This is a genomic window from Pontiella agarivorans, assembly GCF_034531395.1.
Classification (GTDB): Bacteria; Verrucomicrobiota; Kiritimatiellia; order Kiritimatiellales; family Pontiellaceae; genus Pontiella; species Pontiella agarivorans.
This window is the reverse complement of sequence record NZ_JARVCO010000002.1, coordinates 31,845-53,063: the sequence shown is the minus strand read 5'-3', so window position 1 is coordinate 53,063 and position 21,219 is coordinate 31,845. Positions and strand designations below refer to the sequence as shown.

Below are 21,219 nucleotides of genomic sequence, written 5' to 3'. Positions count from 1 at the left end.
TTGCACTTTTTGCAGCCCCCCTTCCATAACTGAGAACATGTGCGGTTCATTCAAGGTATTGCGGATTACTGTTATGCCCGACCGCACGACAATGATCCGGATCATTCAGATCAGCACGGCACGCAGCCAAATAACCACGCAACCGCTCCACCACTTCCGGATGCTGAGCCGCAACATTATTCCGTTCGCCGATATCTTCATCGAGATTATAAAGTTCGCCTTTGACCGTCAGCTTCCACTCCCCGGAACGAACGGCCTCAAGAACATCACGCCGGTGATAAAAAAATGCATGGTAGGGTGACGTGGCCTCCTCATCGCCGCGCAAAAGCGGCATGATATTTTTCCCGTCAATAATACGGTCGCGGGGCACCGCCCCTCCAGAGAGCGCAGCAAACGTCGGCAGCAAATCCATCACGGTTGCCACCTCATCGCAGGTCGTATTCGCCGGGATGGTTCCCGGCCACCAGGCGATCATAGGTTCACGCATACCGCCTTCAAAACTCTTTCCTTTATTTCCCTTCAGCGGGCCGCTGGAACCTCCGGCCGACGGGCCGTTATCCGAAGTAAAGATCACCAGCGTATTGTCTGCCAATCCCAGATCCCGGATACAATCCAGCACTTGGCCTGTGGACCAATCGAGCTCTTCCACCTGAGCCCGAAGCCGCTGATTCATGGCATACTTTTTATCCGTCAACATTCTCTCTTCATCCAGATTCTGTTCTTTGCCCGCACGCTTCAGAAACTCAACCGGCGCAGTTCGCGGATGATGAACAGAGGTATGCGGAAGGTAGACGAAGAACGGCTGATCCCTGTTTTCTTTAATGAATGACAGGGCTTCTTCCGTAAAGCGACGGCACAGCTGAGCCTGATCGCCCATATCCTCAACGATCTCAACGATTTTTTCATTCCGCATCAACGGCAACGGCGGATAGGCCGGCGCTCCCTTTGGATGCTTCTCGAAAGGCCAGATATTATTTGAATACGGAATACCGAAATAGGTATCGAACCCCTGATTATTCGGCATAAATTCCGGCTGATCGCCCAGATGCCATTTACCGATACAAGCCGTCGCATACCCTTCGTCCTTCAACACTTCAGCAATCGTCTTCTCCGACGGATTCAGACCGTGGGCATCTTTTGCCAACAGCACCGCATGAATTGAGCCGACATCCAGACCAACCCGTTTCGGGTAACATCCCGTCATCAGTGCGGCACGGGATGGAGAACAGAGCGGCGCCGCAGCATAAAAAGAAGTGAATTTCATACCCTCTTCAGCCATTCGGTTAAGCTCCGGCGTCTTATTCTGTTTCGAGCCGAACGGTTCGATATCGCCATACCCCATGTCATCAACAAAGATCACAACAAAATTGGGTTTCTGAGTTTTTGCGGAAACCGCCCCGGCACACAGGATTCCAAGCAGGACAATTCCCACCGATTTAATCAGGCAACCATTCATGATTATTCCTCCGGTGCGCACTCGGCCCACCTATAGTCAAACCGTTCCAGAAAAGGAAGTTCGCCTTCCTTCCTGGCAATCTGCAACCCCCATTCAATCATTCGCCCCTGATTGCTATCCGTAAAGGCCTCGGGACGATAGGTCCCCCCCGCCCAGGGAATGCCCTCCAGACTCGAAAGCTTTTTAAACGAAATTCCATCACCGGCGTATTGCAGTGTTTCCCTGACCGCTTTGGAGCCACGGTGTCCAATGAGTGCCACAATGCCGCTGCCGTATGGCCAGACAATCACCTCATGCCCGCCCTGAATCAGCGGATTGGCTTTATGCTTCACATAGGGACCTCCGGGCTTGTCAGCAATGGCTACACCCATTTTTGTTTGTGCAGAGGTTTTGCCCCATTGACGGCCTTTATAGTACATCCAGTATTTGCCATCCCGTACAACGAGGCAGGAATCATCCACGCGAAAACTGTCGAACAGTTCCGGATTTTCACTGGCCTTCAGCACGGGGTTACTGCCGCACCGCACCCATGGTCCATCCGGAGAATCAGAAACCATCACCCCGATCGCAGTCTTGGTTTCCTCCCGGAGAAAGGGTTTCGGAACCGCTGTATAGAACAACCAGAATTTTCCCTCGGCTTTCAGAATATTCGGCGTAAAGACACTCTGCTCATCCCAGCTTCCTTCCGCACCACGGGCAATTGCTTCGCCCTGCTCCGTCCATGTGTGACCATCCAGCGAGGTGGCATACCAGATCGTCGCATCATACCCCGCAAATTTATCGCCCTTCGTGTACCAAACATAATACCGGCCGTTCTCTTTCAGAATATCGCTCGGATCGCGGCGCATAACGCCCTTTTCCACGCCGATATTAAATGCCGGAGACGTCGTAAAACCCACTTCTTTAACGCCAGCCATTCCTGCCGCGGTTAAAAGAGCCCATACCACTGCCGGTTTCATCCATTTCATATTTTAAATTCCCCTGTTTCCTTTTTTCGACATTGAATTTATGAGATCGCGCTGACGTTACTTCTTTTTTTTCCGACGGTTCTTTTTTGCGTCTTTGATCGCGCCCAGACGCATGGATTCAATTTCAGCAGCAGTGGGTGCCACCGGAAGATAGGCTCCCGCATTTTTCAAATAGGCCATCAACTGCTCCTTCATGCGTTTCGTCCGTTCCGGATGCCGTGCAGCAAGATCATTTTTTTCATACGGATCATTCACCACATCAAACAACTGCTCGTCGTCATAAAAATAATCATGAATCAGTTTATAATCGCCCATGCGGATCGCGCTGGACGGATAGGAACCTTCATGCTGGTAATGAGGGAAATGCCAAACAAACGGTTCGCGCTCAATCGTCTTTCCATCAAACAGAGGAGCGAGGTTCACCCCATCCAGATGCTGTTCCGGTTTCAGCGGCAACCCTGCCAGATCCAGCAACGTGGGATAAAAATCCATACTCGAAACCGGCACATCAATCGTCTTTGTTCCTGAATATTTTGGCAAATGAATCAGTAACGGCGTACGCAGTCCGCCTTCATAAACAAAGGTTTTACCGGCGCGAAGCGGTTGTACCGATGTCGGGTGCTCCCGATGATACGAAGTGCGCCCGCCGTTATCTCCAGTAAACACAATGATCGTGTTTTCATACTGCCCCGCGGCTTTTAAAGCATCAACTAAACGTCCGATATTTTCATCCAGCGTTGCCAACTCTCCGGCATATTCAGGATCATCCTGTCGGAATTTCTGCGGCTTATGCATATGGTCTGTTTGAATCCGATCATTTTCCAATACCGGTAACGCCGCCCGTTTTTGTTCAAAATATTCGCGCAGCTCCGGCTTCGAACCAATGGGATGATGCATCGCGAAATGACATAAATGCAGATAAAACGGTTTCTCCCGATCGGCCGTCACAAAATCAATCGCCGCATCCGTCAGCAAATCAGTAAAATTATCGCCCTTTTTAGCATTGGGGAAATATTCAGGATGCCCGCGAAAAGGGTAAAACATGTCACAACCATTTTCTTCAATCACCGCTTGTGTGAAGGCATAGCCATGATTGGCCGGCCCGCCGGTTACCTTGAATTTTCCCATGTGCCATTTACCCATAAACGCCGTTTCATACCCTGCCGACTGGAAAGCCTCACCCAGTGTTACCTCACTCTCCTTGATACCTTTCGATAACGGGGTCGGGCAATACACGTTCGCCGTTTGATCCGGTAACCCATAAAAGGTATCGCGCCCCGGCAACCACTGGGTCACCCCGTGACGCGCCGGATTTTTTCCAGTCAGAATACTCGTACGCGTCGGCGAACACATGGGACTCGGCGTATAGCAGTAGTCTAATCGAATCCATTCGCTTGCCAATTGATCGAGCCGCGGCGTTTCATAAAACGTACTGCCGTTATAACCGACATCGTTCCAGCCGAAATCATCAATCAATATGAACAAAATATTGGGTTTTTCCAGACGCTCCCGGGGTGAATCATCCACCTTCCCTTGCGCAGAAAAAATCAGCAAACCCGTAATCAGTATATTCAGTTTTATTTTCATAATCAGATTCCTATTTATTCGTATGACGAATGCCCTGCCCGTCGATTCCACGGCTTTGGTCGCCGAGATCTCGTTGTGCCTTTTCAATAATTTTCATTAAACGGCTGACCACTTCCGGGTTTTGCTTTGCAACATTCGTCGTCTCTCCAATGTCCTTTTTCAGATGATAAAGCGTCGTTTCGGTGACAGCTTCCTGATGCTTATTATACCATCCCAAATCCGCCGGTTTAGCTTCGCGCGGAAGCACCAGTTTCCAATCACCGGAACGCACCGCATGCAAATGCAGCCATTTGTAATAATAAAAATCCTGACGCGATGAATGCTCGGATTTCCCCGTCAAAAATGCGCTCTGGTCCACCCCGTCAATCGTTCGGTCCGTCGGGATTTGAGCATTCGCGAAACGGGCCAACGTCGGGAACCAATCGAGCGCAGAAACCAATTCGTCGCTAACCCGGCCGGCAGCAATCGACTTCGGCCAGCGAATGATGCACGGCACACGCAGTCCGCCATCATAAGTGGTCATCTTCGATCCCCGAAGCGGATCTGCGCACCCCCCTTGGAGATAGGATGCATCCGGAACAAACCGTAACGCCCCTTTATCCTTTGGCTTCCGGAGCCACGGGCCGTTATCCGACATGTAGATTACGATGGTCTTTTCATCGATCCCCAATTCCTTAAGCTTGTCCAGAATGCGCCCCGTATTCCAATCGATCTCCTCCACACAATCCCCGTAGCGGCCATACTCCGATTTACCTTCAAAATCTTTGCCCGGCCAAAGAGGCGCATGCGGCATGTTGTGCGCCAGATAAAGGAAAAAGGGACCCTGCTGATTGTCCTCGATAAACCTCAAGGCCTCATCGGTATAGCGCGTCGTGATCCCCGTTTGTTTTTCGCCACGTCCCAGCTCTTCAATAATCTCATTGCCCCGCATTAAAACGATGGGAGGAGTATCGTTGCTGTAAGGAATCCCCAGATACGAATCAAAGCCCTTTTGCATCGGCATAATTTCGGGGTGCACTAAACCGAAGCCCTCTTTTTTTGACGAACTAATGCAATTTCGCCGAGTGCCGGCAAGATGCCATTTTCCAATGCAGCCGGTTATATACCCGCTTTTTTTCAATACTTCAGAAAGTAAAATTTCTTCCGGACTGATGGTGGTATGAAACTCCTTCTCATCCCCCAATTCGGCCAATCTCTGGGAATAGCATCCGGTTAACAGTGCCGACCGACTCTGGCCGCACAATGGAGCGGCCGCATAGAAACTCGTCAGTCGCATCCCCTCTTTTGCCATCTGATCAATACGCGGCGTTTTAATGGTTTCCGATCCATAACATCCCAAATCATTATAGCCCTGATCATCGGTTAAAATAATAATGATATTCGGGCGCGCAATGGCCGAAATACTGACCATCAACAATGCACAATAAACAAAAACCTTCACCACAACCTCCCCGCCTACTCCTGAATCAGAGAGGCGTATTTATAAAGTTATACCTGTGCCCAAGAGCTCTTCGGTGCACGCGGGAGCCATTTCTTGAGAAAAATTCACCGCATGCGAAGGGTGCAGTAAACAAGCTGGAGTGCGGAAATAGAAACTTGCGGCACAGGCACCGCTTTCTCTGAATGAAAATGACTCATCAACGAAACAGAATGTGTCTCGCTCCCTGTTTCGAATAACGACACTGCGGGAAGTTACCTATTCTTCTTCCTGTTTACTCAGCTGCAAACTGCCGCTCAAGCTGTGTACCAGCCCCGCTTGTAAAGGAAGGGTTACTTCTAAGGAACCATATTTGAGATTACAGGGACCATCAGTCCCCGCTGAAGCATGAAAAGATCGTTCTGGATCAGAATTTACCTATTCCTAATTCCAACCTCTGGAAATCTCCTTTCTGAAAAAAGATTCCCCGTTACTTTATCGTTCAAGATAGGCACGTAATTTATGATAACTGTAATGGATATTATAAAAGCGCGGTCGTCTGCGAATCCAGGTCTCCCGATACCAGTTTTCAAATGGATAAAATTCAGCTTTGAGCGTTTCCTGCTCCAGCAACTCAAGTTTATCCATCGCCTTCAACAGCGGGACTTCCGACCCAGACTCTGCGGCCTCCCAGGCCAACACGGCCGCCTGCGTCGGGCGAAAATCGATCAGCATGCCATACATGGCATTATCGTAGAAAAAACGCGCCTGTTCCTCAGTCATGGCGCTCTCGGCCCGCCGGGCTGTTTTGAGCGCATCCTCATAGCGCAACCGGAGCACGGTGCGGGATAGTTATATTTCCCGAAACAAGCAGCCACCTTCTCATTACGGCGTAACTGCATCCTGGATACCTTCTTTTTTTCGAGAAAGATCGTTACCACGTATTGTCTTCAGTTTCTTCTCCATCCCGGTCTTGAAGTGTTCGGCGACTTGCCGGTGCTCCGGACTCTCTGCTAAATGCGTATATTCCCCGGACAATGCGGATTTTTTCCTCAACTCCTGGTGCATCTTCTTCCATTCTAAACCACTCCGGCATACTCGGCGGCACACTGCTGCGATGCTCTCTCTTGTTTTAATCTTCGGAAAACCTGCCGCGCCGGTTTTATTCCGGAGTATCCTGACAAGGGCCCCGTAGCAAGGCCGCCGTATTATCCGAAACCAACAGGATACTCCGACTTATTCATCCTCCCATTTTTCGGCATCGGGACGTTGGGGCTTTGTTGCATCATAAAAACGCGCGCCAGCGCCAACCTGATTGTAATCGCCCACATCCGCCCGTGCCGCAGCAGCTATTGTCAACAGGCGCCCGACAACTTCCGGGTATTGCTCCGCGAGATCTTCTGTTTCCCCGAGGTCCTCTTCCAGGTTATAGAGTTGCGGCACCTCGACAGCCTCGACATCGCGCCCGCGGAAATTTTTACCTAACCCCTGATCATGCAACCAGGGGGGACAGGCTGGCCGTTTCAGAATCAGTTTCCATTTTCCGTATCGAACCGCCTGCAGATGACTGTCGTAATAAAAATAGCGCGTTTTGCGCGGACTCTCCGTCACCGCTCCGGTCATCAACGGCTTCATATTCAGCCCGTCAATGATGCGGTCGTGCGGCACCTCCACCCCGGCAAAGGCGGCCAACGTCGGCAGAATGTCAATATCTCCGATCATGCCGTTGCAAACCCTCCCCGCCGGAACCAAACCGGGAGCGCGGATAATAAATGGTGTACGTACGCCCCCCTCCCACGTCTCGGTCTTCTGACCGCGCAACGGCCCGGTTTCACCGGAATCTTCCGGACCGGTCCAATACGGCCACGGTCCATTATCCGAGCAGAAAATCACAACGGTTTTTTCATCAAGGTTCAGTTCCTTCAGTCGCGTCATAATACGACCAATGTGCCAGTCGAGTTCCTCGATCACATCACCATAGCGGCCGTTTGCACTTTTCCCTTCAAAGGCAACCCCGGGCTGAACGGGTTCATGCGGCATCGCATGCGCCAAATACAGGAAGAAAGGTTGTGACGCATAATTCTCAATAAACGCCAAAGCTTGATCCGTATACTTCTCGGTCGAAGCCCTATACGGAATCGATTTTGTCACGAGTCCATTTTCATAAACCCGGCCTTTACTCCCGACCAGGCGACCATATGAATAGTCGAAACCAAAATCGCTCGGATAAACCTTGGATTTATAATCCTTCTTATGCCCGTTCAAATCCCACTTACCGATCGCGGCTGTGGCATACCCCGCGGGCTTCAGCAATCCTGGAATCATGATTTCATCGCGGTGAATATCCGGATGATGCCTTTTCAGATTTTTAGTTTCTGCCACACGCATCGCGTAGCATCCCGTCATAATCGCCGCGCGGCTCGGCCCGCAGACAGCATGCGTATTAAAAGAGGTAAAGCGCATCCCCTCTTCCGCCATTTGGTCCAGCACCGGCGTGCGGTTTTTGGTGGAGCCGAAACAGCCGATATCGGCATAGCCCATATCATCGGCCAGAATCAGGATCACATTAGGCCTTTCAACCGGAACCGCTTCCGGTGCCCCGCCCGCAAACAACAATGCACTGATCAGTAAAACTTTCACGGCAACCCGAATATTCACACCCTTCTCCCTACAACCCCGCGATTACGGTTTAAACTGCGCATCAAATTGCTTCATCTTTTGCGCAAGTTCCTGCGCCTTTTCCGGATTTTGGCCGATCAGATTATTCTGTTCAGCTGGATCATTTTTTAGATTAAAAAGCTGTGGTTTGATATCCTTCGGTTTCGGCCTTCTTTTTCCGCGCAGGAGATATTTCCAATCGCCGACACGGATCCCGTCAACCAGCTCCGTTTTGGCCACATAATAGACAAACTCAGACCGAGCCGCTGATGCCTCCCGCCCTTCCAGCAGCGCCGAAAAATTCACGCCGTCATAGATGCGATCGCCCGGCAATGACGCACCGGCATAATGCGCCAGAGTCGGGAAAATATCCATGGAAGTCATCAGGACGTCGCTCACCCGGTTCGGCGGAATCAACCCCGGCCCCCAGAAAATGGCCGCCACGCGATGCCCGCCTTCATAGGTCGAGGCCTTGGTGCCGCTGAAGGGCCCGGCTGAACCGCCGCTGGCGATCGGGCCATTATCCGACGTAAAAAAGACAATAGTGTTTTGATCGAGCCCTTGGTCCTTCAGTGCCGCAACAACCTCACCCACGCTCCAGTCCAGCTGTTCGATAACATCGCCGTACAGACCGCCCCCGCTTTGGCCTTGGTACTGCTTTTCAATGTGCCAGGGACGATGCGGCATACTGTGGGCGAGACAGAGAAAAAACGGCTGCTGTTCAGAAGCAGACCGAATAAATTCCACGGCCGCCTGCGTATAAACCTTCGTCAACGTTTCCTGGTTGGCCGGATATTCAACCACCTGATTATCCCGCATCAGCGGCACCCTGTTTTTCAGCTTCTTGTAGTTTTTCTCAACCGTCGCGCAGTCCTGCTCCAATTTAGCCATCGTATAGCCCTGGTTCAGCTTCACGTGAGGCGAAATTTCCAGATCAGCGGAAACCGACATGTCGTTACTGTACGGAATCCCAAAGTAGGAATCGAAGCCCTGATTCAGCGGCAAAAATCGTTTTTGATGGCCCAGATGCCACTTCCCGATTAACGCCGTGCGATAGCCCTGCGCCCGCAGCATTTCCGCCAGCGTAATTTCCTCTTCAGGCAATCCGTCGTTGGAATACGGGAAAAAGACATCCGGCACACCGACTCGCTTCGGCATCCGACCGGTCAAAAGCGCGGCCCGCGAGGGCGAACAAATGGAGGAGGCCGAATAAAAACCCGTCAGCCGCAGCCCCTCTTCAGCCAACCGATCCAGATTAGGACTCTTGATTTTCGTCGAGCCGTAACAACTCAAATCACCATACCCCTGATCGTCCGTCAGAATAATGATCACGTTCGGCTTACGCGGAGCGGCCTGAACTATCCCGCATCCAAGCACCAACAGCCCCGCAAAAACCCAACCTGAATTCCAATATTTTTTCACGATGCGTCTATTATTTCTTTTTCCCGGTGCGGCCGTGCTTTTCAGCCCACTGATCCCAGGCGCCTGTCAACGCTTTTAGTTTTTCAGGATAGTCCGCCGCCAAATCGACACACTCCGAACGGTCCTGTGCCAGATTGAACAGTTCCCATTTCTTCGTCTTGTTGAAATAGGCCGCTTTCCAATCGCCATCCCGAACGGCACGATTACCCTTAAACTCCATAAAGAAGGGCTTGCTCCGCTCAATCCGTTCACCGGAAAATGCAGCAAGAAAAACCTCACCCTCCAGCGGACGTTTACCGGCAGGAACATCAGTATTCGGATCCAGTCCGGCAAGCTTCATCAAAGTCGGCTCAATATCGATGATGTGTGCCACCGAATCATTCCAGCTGCCCGCCTGAACGTTGCCCGGCCAACGGACAATAAACGGCGTACAAATGCCGCCTTCATGCCCATTCAGTTTAAATTTGCGAAACGGCGTATTCTGCGCATTCGCCCAGCTCGGATGGACCACTCGATACGAATCAACCGAACCGATCTCGGCCCCCTTCACGTAGTCCGCATCATAATCTTCGGCACTGGCACCGTTATCCGACAAAAAAAAGATTACGGTATTCTCGGCCGTTCCCGTTTCATCCAACAGGCTTAATACCCGACCGATATTCTGATCCATGCAGTCGATCATCGCCGCATAGACCTCCATCAATCGCTGATCTTCGGCCCTTCCGGTCCACGCAGTCGCCTCAGGATCTGCATCGGAAAGTTTTACATCCGGAGCAATAATTCCCAGCTCAATCATCCGCTGATGACGCTCCTTGCGCAGCGCCGCCCAACCGGCCGCATACCGCCCCTTATATTTTTCGATATCCACCGGTTTGGCATGCAGCGGAAAATGCGGTGCGGTATATGCCAGATGCAGGAAATAAGGCTGATCCGCCGCAACCGCCTGGCGGATCTCATTCAGCGCATGATCGGTAAATGCGTCAGTCGCATAAAAGTCGGCGGGAAACTCGGTAATCCGCGTCCGGTTCCGACCAAACCAACGGACCTTTTTTTTCTTTGATGTCGGAATCGGACGCGCTGGATCAAAAAAGTTGCAGCAGCCGTCAAACAGACCGTAACTTTCATCAAATCCGCGATCGATCGGCAGGTGGCCGCTGCTGTTTCCCAGATGCCACTTTCCGCTCAAAATCGTACGATACCCCGCCAATTTCATCGCCTGCGGCAAGGTCAGCATGTCGTCGGAGAGAAACGGTTTTCCCTTTTTATCCAGCTGAGGGTAAAGCCCGCTCATCAATGAAGCCCGCGTCGTCGTACATTTGGCATTGTTGTAGAACTGACGAAACCGCATGCCTTCAGCTGCCAAACGGTCAATATTCGGCGTATCAATCTCTCCCCCATAGCAACCGATATCCGAATATCCCATATCATCCGCCATAATCAGGATAATATTCGGTTGATTCGCGGCCGGAACGGTCAACTGAATCCCTACAGCCGACAGAGCCGCCACCAATGTTATACGCAGTTTCATACTAAAGCGTTCTCCACTCAGGATAGATCACACGGTCTTCCTCTTTTGTATTCACTGAACCCCATTCAGTCGGAGCAGGCGGTGCCGTTTCCAGCACCGACTGCAGGCGGCGATGAATCTCCATCTGCCGTTCACTCTTCAGCGAATGAGCCAGATCGTTCTTCTCGTCCAGATCTTCGGCCGGCTTATAAAAACGGCCATCCGCATAGAGCTTATATTCAGCCGTACGCACAAACTGGCCCGGCTCTTTGTTCCAGTACGGTTGATAGTGACACAACACCCAATCTCGCGGCGTTCCCTCCAACCCTTGAATCTGCGGCAGAAAACTCGTGCCGTCAAACGGATCGCTCCCGTCCAACCCGATACCGGCCAACTCCGCCAGCGTCGGATAGAAATCGGTAAAGTCCACCAGATCATCCAGTACTTTTCCTTTCGGTGTATGCCCCTTCCAATAAGCAATCAGCGGCACATGCGTCCCCGTATCCGTCATACCGCCCTTGCCACCCTTGATTTTCCGCCCGTTCCACCGCGTGGTAATTCGCGTATTGGTTCCGTTATCTGCGGTAAAGATAATGAGTGTATTCTCTGCGATACCCAACGCCTCTGTTTTTTCCAAAATCCGGCCGACGATTTGATCCATGTAATTCACCATGGCCGGGAATTCATTCGATCCCCTCCTGGCCTTATTCGCCTTCTGTGTTCGAGGCGCATCGCCGATAGTATCCGGCGTAGGCACAAATGGACTGTGCACCAACACCATCGGATAATACGCGAAGAAGGGTTGATCCTCGGCCACGCTGCGTTCCATAAAGTCGCAGATAAAATCGACAAAAATATCCGGCCCGTATTTACCCGCATTCTCCTTCGAGGAGATGAACGTCCCGTTATGCTCGATCGGCGGACTCCAGAAACGCTCACCGGCCCCCGCGCCCCCTTTTTTACCTTTTGTAAGCTGCCACAGACAATATTCATCAAACCCGGCCTTGAAAGGACGGGTATGGTCATCCCAGCCCGGTTTCTGATTATAAAGGCCGTTCAGCTGCCACTTACCCGCAATCGCCGTTTTATATCCGGCATCCTGCAACAGATTCCCAAACGTTTTTTCATCTGGACTCATATAGCCGAAATGCGTGTAGTTTCGGAAATTATACTTTCCAGTCATCAACATCACCCGCGAAGGCGTGCAGATCGGCGTACCGTAACACTGCGTAAAACGAATGCCCTGCTCGGCCATGCGGTCCAATACCGGCGTCTTGCAATCTTCATTGCCATAGCTTCCGAAAGCCGTCCAACTGACATCATCCGCCATAATCAAAACAACATTTGGACGCTCAGCAGCAGAAGCTGTCCATAACACGCATCCAATCCATAACGCTAAAAAATAGTTCATCCTTCTGTCTCTCATTTTATGGGATTTTCAACCTTCTTGTTCTTACTCTTTCTGGACTTGTTTTTTCTCATTCGCTGCTCCGGTGTCGGAGGCTGCGGAAGATAGGCCCCGGTCTCTTTCAAATAGTCCATCAGCTGTTTATTCAGCGCCGCCGCTTTTTCAGGCATCGACTTCGCTAGATTTTTAGTTTCATGGGGATCTTCCGAAATCTTGAACAGGAGCAGATCGTCATGATGATAATTATGAATCAGTTTATAATCGCCGACGCGAATCGCACTGGATGGATAACTGCCGTCCTTCTGGTAGTGCGGAAAATGCCAATATTGCGCACCACGCTCCACGGGTTGACCTTTAAACAACGGTACGATACTGAGCCCATCCAGATGCTGCTCCGGCTTCAGCGGCAGGCCCGCCATCTCCAGCAGCGTCGGATAAAAATCCATACTATTGATCGGCGTATCCGTATGCATCCCGGCCTTCGTATGCCCCGGCCAATAGATTAATGTCGGCGTCCGCAAACCGCCCTCAAACACATACGTTTTTCCACCGCGCAACGGAGCCACAGCCGTCGCATGTTCACTCTTTGTGGACGTACGGCCACCGTTATCCCCGGTGAAAACGATGATCGTATTTTCATACTGCCCGCTTTTCTTCAGCGCATCCACCAACCGGCCGATATTCGAATCCAGATTATATAACTCACCTGCATACTCAGCGCTGTCCTGCTGAAGTTTCCACGGATGATGAGCATAATCATCCAGTTTCGTCTCAGCCGTGGTCAGGCCCAATGCGTTCTTTTTCGCCTCAAATTTTGCACGCAATTCCGGCGACGTGGAAATTGGAAGATGCATGGCAAAATGGCACAAATGCAGATAAAAGGGCTTATCCCTTTTGGCCGTCACATAATCAATCGCCGCATCCGTCAGAGCATCATTAAAACTCTGCCCCGGCTTTGCCTGCTTGAAATAACGCTTAAAGGAAAACTGAGCGCATCCATTCCGCTCAATCACCGCGACCTGCGAATCATACCCATGATTTTTCGGACCGCCGCTCAACGGAAAATCCCCCATATGCCACTTACCGTAAAACGCCGTTTCGTACCCGGCTTCCTGAAATGCTTCACCCAGAGTCACTTCACTTTCCTTAATCGTCGGAGATTGCGGCCCCGGGCAATACACACGAGGAGTATCCCCCCGCCGCGCATAGGCCCGATCAATCCCCGGCAGCCATTGCGTAATGCCATGCCGCGCCGGATTTTTACCTGTCAGAATACTGGCGCGGGTCGGAGAACACATCGGACTCGGCGTGTAACAGGAATCAAACCGCATCCACTCTTTCGACAACTTATCGATTTGCGGCGTTTCATAGAATGTGCTGCCGTTATAGCCAACATCCTTCCACCCGAAATCATCGATCAGAATAAACAATACATTGGGGCGCGATGGGTTCTCGCCGAAACTTGAAGCCGTGAAAGCAGAAAGAACGATGAGCACCGTCACAGCAAATTTCAACCCCCAAAGGCACCTGATACACAAAAAATGACCGCCCGTTCCCCTTTCGGGTATCCGGTGTCTTTCGTAGTCAGTGTCCGTCAAATCAACATAGCATGTTCTTGATTTCATTTGTTTTCACCTAGTTATGGTTATGTCGGATTCCTGAACCGTCGAGTCCGGTCGCCCGGTCGCCGAGATCTTCCCGAGCCTGCTCAACCACCTTCATCAATCGGCTGACCACCTCCGGGTGCTGTGCGGCAACGTTGACCGTCTCGCCGATATCCTTTTTCAGGTTGTAAAGCGTCGGTTCTTTGACGGCCTCCTGGCCGCGGCAATACCAGGCCATATCTTTATAGACTGCCGGGCGCGGCATCACCAATTTCCACTCGCTGTCACGCACGGCATACAGATAAAGCCATTTATAATAATAGAAATGGTCCCGCCCGGACTGAACGCGTTTTCCCGTCAGAAATTCAGTCAAATCTACGCCGTCGATCACCCGATCGTCCGGAAGCGTTGCTCCGGCCAGACGGACAATCGTCGGAAAAAGATCAATCGCAGAAACCAATTCACTGCTCACCCGCCCGGCCGAAATTCCTTTCGGCCAGCGAATGATGGCCGGAACGCGCAGTCCCCCCTCATTGGACGTGAGTTTATGTCCTTTCAGCGGATCGGCACATCCGCCCTGAATGTACGAAGCATCGGGTACCCGTTTCAGGAATTTCGGAATGCCCGCCTTATGCGCTTTAAACGGACCGTTGTCCGACATGTACACCACGAAAGTATTCTCATCGATCCCCAATTCCGTCAGCTTATCAAGCACGCGCCCGGTGTTCCAATCGATCTCCTCAATGCAGTCCCCGTAGCGCCCATAAGCCGACTTGCCTTCAAATTCTTTACCCGGCCACAGCGGTTTGTGCGGCATATTAAAGGCCAGATACAGGAAAAAGGGCGCATCTTTATTCGATTCAATGAAACTGAGCGCCTCATCGGTGTAGCGCGTTGACAGACCGGCCTGTTTTTCTCCATGTCCAAGCTCTTCCACGATCTCATTACCGCGGATCAGCACCGTTGGATCCATATCGTTGCTATATGGCGTGCCGAAGTAGACATCGAATCCTTTCTGCATCGGCATAATTTCCGGGCGGGCCATAGAATACCGCTCCAGCCCGCTCCCGTTTTTCGCCGTCTTTATACAGGTCTTTTTACTGCCGGCCACATGCCACTTTCCAATACAGGCGGTTTTATAGCCCGCCGATTGGAGCAGCTCGGAAATCAATACTTCACCTGAATCAATGACCGTATGACACTCCTTTTCTTTTCCGTATTCCGCCAAGCGCTGCGCATAACAGCCGGTCAGCAAAGCCGCCCGGCTCGGTCCGCACAACGGTGCCGCCGCATAATAGTCGGTCAGTCGAATCCCTTCCCGCGCCATCTGATCAATGCGCGGAGTCTTGATCGTTTTCGAGCCGTAGCACCCCAAATCGTTGTAGCCCTGATCATCCGCTAAAATAATGATCACATTAGGACGTGCCGCAACCGACAATCCGACAAACAATAAAATACACAGAACTGAACTTCTCACCGCAATCTCCTGCCACAATTCCTCTGGCAATCCCGAGGGCGGGATGGAGAGGATCCATTTATAAATTATACCCCTATCCAACCGTCCTTCGGTGCACGAAAATTTCAGAATTCATATTACGCCAAGAAAACTGGAAAAGCTCCGGAGTTCGCCTATATTCAATGCGTACATGCAAAGGAACAACATGGATAACACGTGGAATACCCGATATACCCTGCTTGCCGGCGTGCGGTGATTGTACAATTCCACAAAGCCATCGTTATGCAACACCAGTCGATGGGTATCCGTGCGGACCGTTTGGGCCTTCTTAAAACAGGCGAATACCGAATGTCCTTCTGCCCACGGATCTTCGATCATCGGTAAGAATGTAGATGATGCTGGGGCGAGATACCGGAGCTTATGTTGCTTGCGCTTCTGCGTGTAATGCCCCTACAGCGCACACGCCCAAGCGGAATAGAAATCGATATAAACGCACGTTACCCCTCATCAAAAACCTTCATTTTCCGTTCCAGCGTCTTGACTGCACGGCGTCCGTACGTTGCATCCAACGCGTTCGGTGAGCTGGCATGCTCGCCGGCATTCGACGCGGAAACCGTGTCGTCTTTCAACTGTTTTTCAACAACCTTTAAACGCTTCAAAATGCGTTCGGCCTCCGGTTTATTTTTTTCTCGCACGGCTCGAAATCCCTGCTCGGCCAAGTCGTAGAACTCCAGCGTGCGTTCCCCATAAACAAACATGCGTTCATCTTCTTCAATACGACGGCGCACCGGTTCCGTCAGCTCTTGCGCCTGTACACGATCGATGAGTTCACGACATCGATATCCTGCTTCACGCATCTCCAGTAAACTGGGTGCAACACCGGGCTGATCGTAGCTCAAGTGAGAGCCTGCAGAAAACGCATTCCTGCCTCCCTTTTCCATGGCGGGGCCGGTGGTATATTTCAGCAAGGTGATATTGCTCAACATCGGTTCCAGCCCTTCGTAAAAGTTCCGCATATCGTCTGCAGCACTTTCATACCGAGCTGAAAAATAATCCGTCCACAGCGCCTCCACATCCGAGTCGACATCCCACAACTGCCGCGCCATCTGCCAGTTTGTGAGCGCCTTATTTCCCCAGTTTTCAGTTGAGACATGCATGTAGTGAAAATAACGTGCCCCCAATTTATGATAATACGGAATATCAGGCGTCATGGTGTTCATAAAGGACATCGGCAAACACTTAAACCGGGAGATATTATAATATTCCCCGACGCACATCTGCCCCTTGTAAAAACGATCAGGCGAAGAAACCCATCCTCTAAAAATCTCATCGAAACGGGTGTTGATGTCGCACGATGTATCCTGCAGATCATGGACATAGCATCGGCGAATAGGGAAAAAAGTCGCGATACAGGACTCATAATCAAAGTCGGCAGGCAATGGGCGCGTCGGAGGATCAATCACATCATTATAGGTTAGAAAAAGGAAGCGGATCGGCCGATGAATCCGTCCTTCTTTTTGAGCGGTTTTGACGCCTTGATCCATTGCATAAATCACCAACAGATTGCGATCGGTCGGGGTCCCCAGTTTTCGGCACTCCTCGCAGGAACACCAGGTCGCATTGTCCAGCAACCAGGCATTGACAATTGATGCATCTTTCAAACGTCCGCTTTCGAAATCCGTTACCGCATTCTTTACAAACTCAGCCAGCGCATCCGCATTCGAGGTGCAGAAGTTGACCCCGTGCCGCCGCCCTTTTCCCGTCGGTGAGTTCGGTCCCGGAACGCGCTTTCCTTTATTGAGTCCAAACCATTCCGGATGGGCTTCATAATAACTAAGCCGCCCGTCCGCGTTCTTATCGCCGAGGAACGACGGACTCACCTGATAGGGATCTGCAGGAAGCTGCTCGTCTCCATCAAACCCGGAATGATTATACGGATACGCATTGAATGCCCCCAGATACCAGTCATGAAGCAGGTGTTCTCCGCCCGCAAGCTGGATCCCCAGTTTGTTAATCAGAGGCTTATTTGATTCCTCGATGCACCAGTAATTCAGTCGATTGCGCGCCATCCAAAGCAGGAAGTCCGTCCCGCCGCGGTCTTCCCACGCGTGAAAGCCCCGCAGGAGATAGTCCGGACGCTCAACCGCGTTGACTTCAGGAATGGTTTCCAGTTTGGACTGCGGCACAATTTGCCCCGCCTCGCCGGGAGCAAACCACCGGACGCCCAGTCGGTGGAGAAGATCGTAGGCTCCGTAGAGGGCTCCGATGCGATGAGCGAATTTGATTTCCGCGCGCCACCCGGCCTGCGTATTTTTCGTCACCAGAATATAACCCTCATCCCCCAGCAACTCGCTGGTGTCAGACGAGTCAAGCTGGGTAAATACGATCTGTTTTTGATCGTCACCCGGTTCATCGTTCACGATCGCCCAATTTGAAGTCTCCCCGGTGATCAACCGGAGATAGTACTGCAGTTCAGAGGCGGCAAAAGCAACCGTACACGCCGTATCATCCGACGAATCAGCGTCATCCCAAAGGACCTGCTCCTGGGGCGGAGCCGGACACTTCAGATGCATTTCAATCTGATTTGCCGCAGCAATCCCACTCCCCAAAAGCAACGCGCTGAAAATCAGCAAATTTCGTTTCTTCAAATTTAGTTGCATTACACTTCCCTGCCGCATTTTTTTTAATTATTTTTGCTGAGTCGACGGAGCCTTACTCTGCCGTTTCAGGTGAGAAGTGAGTCAACAGAATCCTCTCCTGTTCATCTGCTCGAACGACACGATCCGCCCACGAGGCCACCCCATACATTCTCCAGAGAGAAAGCCGTCTATATGATATACCTCCGCCCATCCCCTTATCGGTGCATTCAAATCCGTTTTTTTAATTGTTTAATTACGCCAATAAAACTCGGAAAAAACAGGTATTTTCGCCTATATTCACTCTCATATATACAAAGGAGAAGAATGGATAACACGTGGAAGACTCGGTATACCCTACTTGAAGGGGCCCTCAAGCGCGACGACGAGGAAGCCTGGACCGAATTCACTGCTGTTTATCGGCCGTTTATCATCTATCTGCTGAACCGCATCCGGATTCCCTCTGCCGATTTTGAAGATATGACTCAAGAGGTTTTGATCACCCTCTGGAAACGGCTGGACTGCTATAAAAAAGATAAAGGAAAATTCAGAACCTGGCTCCGAACGGTGGTTCGCAACGAGGCATCCGACTATTTTTCCCGGCGTAAAAAAGTTAATTCAGCACAGGAAATAATCCTCAACCATGAAGCGCAACAGGTGAGTGAACTTTGTTCTGAAACAGAGCTCAATCAGATGATCGATGAAGAGTGGAAAGCACATCTGTCCATGCTCGCCCTTAAACGCATTGAAGACGCTTTCGGCAAAAAAACCATCCAGTGCTTTTTAGAAGGAATGGATGGAGTCAGCGCGGCGGATACAGCGAAACGCTTGAACATTGCCGTAGAAACAGTCTATTCCTCCCGCAAGCGGGTAAAGGCCCGGATTCTCCGTGAAATTCAACACCTGCGGAAACAGTACGAGTTTTAAAATGGCCGATTCCTCCAATGCCGCGTCTTCTCCCGGACGCCATCAGGCCTTTAAAGTCCTGTATGATCTGACCGACGATTTAAGCGCTCTTGGTCCGGATGAACTCAACCCCTCATTCGCCTCAATTGAACGCGAAGATAAACGATATGACCTCATCGAAGAGATTGCTGCGGGAGGCATGAAAAAAATCTTTCGAGCCTACGACCGCCTCACCCGGCGCGAAGTCGCCATGGCCGTTCTGGTTGACGATGCCCCCAAGGAATACTTCGACCCGTTTATTCATGAAGCCTGGATTACCGCCCAACTCGATCACCCCAATATCATTCGCATTCATGACCTGGGCGTGAATGAAGATCGGCGCCCGTTCTTCACGATGGATTTAAAATCCGGGCAATCCCTTGCTCAGATCTTCTCAGCTCCCTCCAACTTCCAACCCTTGGAAACCTTTTCAAAAATTTGCGAGGCCATTGCCTTTGCCCACTCCAAAGGCATCCTCCATCTCGATCTGAAACCGGATAACATTCAAATCGGTCAGTACGGCGGCGTGGTGGTTTGCGATTGGGGCTTAGCCAAATTTTCAGAAAAAGATCTCACCCCGGAACCGGAAATCGGCAGTTGGGATCTGAACAATGAGTCCACTAAGCAAACCGGGACCATCCATGGGCAGATCAAAGGAACTCCCGGATATATGGCGCCGGAACAAATCCGGCAGGATGAGCCGAAAACCATTCAAACCGACATCTACGGTCTGGGCTGTATTCTCTATTTTCTACTGACACAAAAACCGCCCTTTGGCGGTTCGTATGATCAAATCATGAAACACACCTTGGCCGGTGATCTGCAGGAAAAGCTTCGCCATAACCGCCACATTCCCAAACCGCTTAAAGCCATCATTTCCCGGTGCACCATGCAATCGCCGAATGCTCGCTATGCCTCTGTAGTCGATCTTTTAAAGGATATCCGGCGATATCAGAACGGGTATTCTCCCGCCGCCGAGGAAACCGGATTCTTTAAAGAGGCGGGCCTGTTCTTCCTGCGGAACCGCAAGCTGTGCCTCGTGATCACGGCAAGTTTCATTACACTCGCACTCTGCACATCCATTTTTATTTTCCACCTGATTGAAAGTCGAAAAATGGAACTGCAATCCCGGCTTCGGGCAGAAAAATCTGAATTTCGGGCCAAGAAGGCGCTACAGCTCTATGAAGCGGAAAAACAGGCCCTCAGCGAACTGAATGAGGATTATTTCTCTTCCCTTCGCAATATGAATCAGCTCCGCAGCTTTTCCTATTTTTATCAGAAACCCCAACGGGCACTCGAAGAACAGATTAAATCCCAGAATGAGTTCCTGCAGAAAAACCCGAACGATAACCAGGTTCGAATCAATCAGGCTTACACGTTAATCATTAAACTCGATTTCACCGAAGCGGCGAAGTGCCTGGCCAACCTCCGAACACCTGCACCGCAAGGCCTCGCTGAACTCTGCGCAATCTATGCGAATGACCCCCGGTTTTTAAAAAATCCATCGGAAGATGATTTGGTGGAAGTCATCAAATCTGCGCGCAAAGTTGGTTTCAGCAACTATCGACTAGTTAATAAAATACTGATCTATGATGCCGCAATCCGGAAAAATAAAAAGGGATACGAACGCGTAGTCAGAGAGGTCGTTCATTTTTACAACCCGGAGTGGTCTGATATTGAATTCTTCTACACCCCCAAAACCCAACACCTGAAACTCGGCGGAAAAAACCTCACCACTCTGGGCGTTTTTCTGCGCTTCGAAGATCGATCCCTTCTTTCCTACATCAAACTGAGATCCCTCGATATCAGCAACACAGACGCTTACAACCTTGCACATTTCCAGCATCTGCTCCTGCTGGAAACGTTCAATATCAGCGGCACCCTGATCTCCACACCGCCCACCGAAGAAATGTTTCCCCGCCTCAAAACCCTCATCATCTCGCCCGGCCAGTTCACTCCGGAACAAATTTCAGCCCTTTCTGAATGGCTGAACGTCGTTATTCAGAAATGATGCGCCTCTGCAACCGGGCTTCTCATCCGGTGAACCATCCCCTGCACAAACAGGTGGAAAAGCAATAACTTCCAGAACTTCACGCACCATCCAAAGGATGAGCGGCACAGATGCCGAAAAGGGCAAAAAGCCGAATCTGACATA

General features: G+C 51.0%; 14 protein-coding genes. 2 read left to right on the top strand and 12 right to left on the bottom strand.

Annotated features, from left to right (window positions below):
* Nucleotides 1–46: 46 nt before the first annotated feature.
* The 12 genes from P9H32_RS00205 to P9H32_RS00150 form a co-directional block, all read right to left on the bottom strand.
* Nucleotides 47–1,456, bottom strand: coding sequence for a sulfatase family protein (locus P9H32_RS00205; protein ID WP_322606838.1), 1,410 nt, complete (start codon nt 1,454–1,456; stop codon nt 47–49).
* A 2-nt stretch (nt 1,457–1,458) separates the two neighbouring features.
* Nucleotides 1,459–2,424: a family 43 glycosylhydrolase gene (locus tag P9H32_RS00200; protein ID WP_322606837.1), complete on the bottom strand. Its 966-nt coding sequence runs from the start codon at nt 2,422–2,424 to the stop codon at nt 1,459–1,461.
* 57 nt (nt 2,425–2,481) lie between these two features.
* Nucleotides 2,482–4,011, bottom strand: a complete 1,530-nt coding sequence (locus P9H32_RS00195; protein WP_322606836.1) for a sulfatase — start codon at nt 4,009–4,011, stop codon at nt 2,482–2,484.
* A gap of 10 nt (nt 4,012–4,021) precedes the next feature.
* The gene (locus P9H32_RS00190; RefSeq protein WP_322606835.1) at nt 4,022–5,452 is read right to left on the bottom strand and encodes a sulfatase family protein; all 1,431 of its coding nucleotides are present in this window, start codon (nt 5,450–5,452) and stop codon (nt 4,022–4,024) included.
* Nucleotides 5,453–5,923: 471 nt separating this feature from the next.
* Nucleotides 5,924–6,211 carry a hypothetical protein gene (locus P9H32_RS00185; protein WP_322606834.1) on the bottom strand — a complete coding sequence of 96 codons (288 nt, stop codon included), beginning with the start codon at nt 6,209–6,211 and terminating at the stop codon, nt 5,924–5,926.
* Nucleotides 6,212–6,664: 453 nt separating this feature from the next.
* Entirely contained in the window at nt 6,665–8,086 is a 1,422-nt protein-coding gene (locus P9H32_RS00180; protein WP_322606833.1) for a sulfatase family protein, read from the bottom strand.
* Nucleotides 8,087–8,110: 24 nt separating this feature from the next.
* Nucleotides 8,111–9,508, bottom strand: coding sequence for a sulfatase family protein (locus tag P9H32_RS00175; RefSeq protein ID WP_322606832.1), 1,398 nt, complete (start codon nt 9,506–9,508; stop codon nt 8,111–8,113).
* A 10-nt stretch (nt 9,509–9,518) separates the two neighbouring features.
* Nucleotides 9,519–11,036, bottom strand: coding sequence for an arylsulfatase (locus P9H32_RS00170; protein ID WP_322606831.1), 1,518 nt, complete (start codon nt 11,034–11,036; stop codon nt 9,519–9,521).
* A gap of 1 nt (nt 11,037) precedes the next feature.
* Nucleotides 11,038–12,393 carry a sulfatase family protein gene (locus tag P9H32_RS00165; protein ID WP_322606830.1) on the bottom strand — a complete coding sequence of 452 codons (1,356 nt, stop codon included), beginning with the start codon at nt 12,391–12,393 and terminating at the stop codon, nt 11,038–11,040.
* A gap of 44 nt (nt 12,394–12,437) precedes the next feature.
* A complete protein-coding gene (locus P9H32_RS00160) occupies nt 12,438–13,937 on the bottom strand; it encodes a sulfatase (protein ID WP_322606829.1) in 1,500 nt (499 codons plus the stop codon).
* 121 nt (nt 13,938–14,058) lie between these two features.
* Nucleotides 14,059–15,504: a sulfatase family protein gene (locus P9H32_RS00155; protein ID WP_322606828.1), complete on the bottom strand. Its 1,446-nt coding sequence runs from the start codon at nt 15,502–15,504 to the stop codon at nt 14,059–14,061.
* Nucleotides 15,505–15,980: 476 nt separating this feature from the next.
* Nucleotides 15,981–18,143: a DUF4838 domain-containing protein gene (locus tag P9H32_RS00150; RefSeq protein WP_322606827.1), complete on the bottom strand. Its 2,163-nt coding sequence runs from the start codon at nt 18,141–18,143 to the stop codon at nt 15,981–15,983.
* A 303-nt stretch (nt 18,144–18,446) separates the two neighbouring features.
* Between P9H32_RS00150 and P9H32_RS00145 the strand changes: the two genes are divergently transcribed.
* Together P9H32_RS00145 and P9H32_RS00140 are read left to right on the top strand one after the other, a co-directional pair.
* A complete protein-coding gene (locus P9H32_RS00145) occupies nt 18,447–19,046 on the top strand; it encodes an RNA polymerase sigma factor (protein WP_322606826.1) in 600 nt (199 codons plus the stop codon).
* Nucleotides 19,009–21,075: a serine/threonine-protein kinase gene (locus P9H32_RS00140; protein ID WP_322606825.1), complete on the top strand. Its 2,067-nt coding sequence runs from the start codon at nt 19,009–19,011 to the stop codon at nt 21,073–21,075. Before P9H32_RS00145 ends, P9H32_RS00140 begins: the two co-directional genes overlap by 38 nt.
* Nucleotides 21,076–21,219 lie beyond the last annotated feature (144 nt).

Bases quoted from the DNA above. Each gene is read 5' to 3' on its own strand.
- P9H32_RS00205 (WP_322606838.1), bottom strand. From the start codon at position 1,456: ATGAATGGTTGCCTGATTAAATCGGTGGGAATTGTCCTGCTTGGAATC.
- P9H32_RS00200 (WP_322606837.1), bottom strand. From the start codon at position 2,424: ATGAAATGGATGAAACCGGCAGTGGTATGGGCTCTTTTAACCGCGGCA.
- P9H32_RS00195 (WP_322606836.1), bottom strand. From the start codon at position 4,011: ATGAAAATAAAACTGAATATACTGATTACGGGTTTGCTGATTTTTTCT.
- P9H32_RS00185 (WP_322606834.1), bottom strand. From the start codon at position 6,211: ATGACTGAGGAACAGGCGCGTTTTTTCTACGATAATGCCATGTATGGC.
- P9H32_RS00170 (WP_322606831.1), bottom strand. From the start codon at position 11,036: ATGAAACTGCGTATAACATTGGTGGCGGCTCTGTCGGCTGTAGGGATT.
- P9H32_RS00150 (WP_322606827.1), bottom strand. From the start codon at position 18,143: ATGCAACTAAATTTGAAGAAACGAAATTTGCTGATTTTCAGCGCGTTG.
- P9H32_RS00145 (WP_322606826.1), top strand. From the start codon at position 18,447: ATGGATAACACGTGGAAGACTCGGTATACCCTACTTGAAGGGGCCCTC.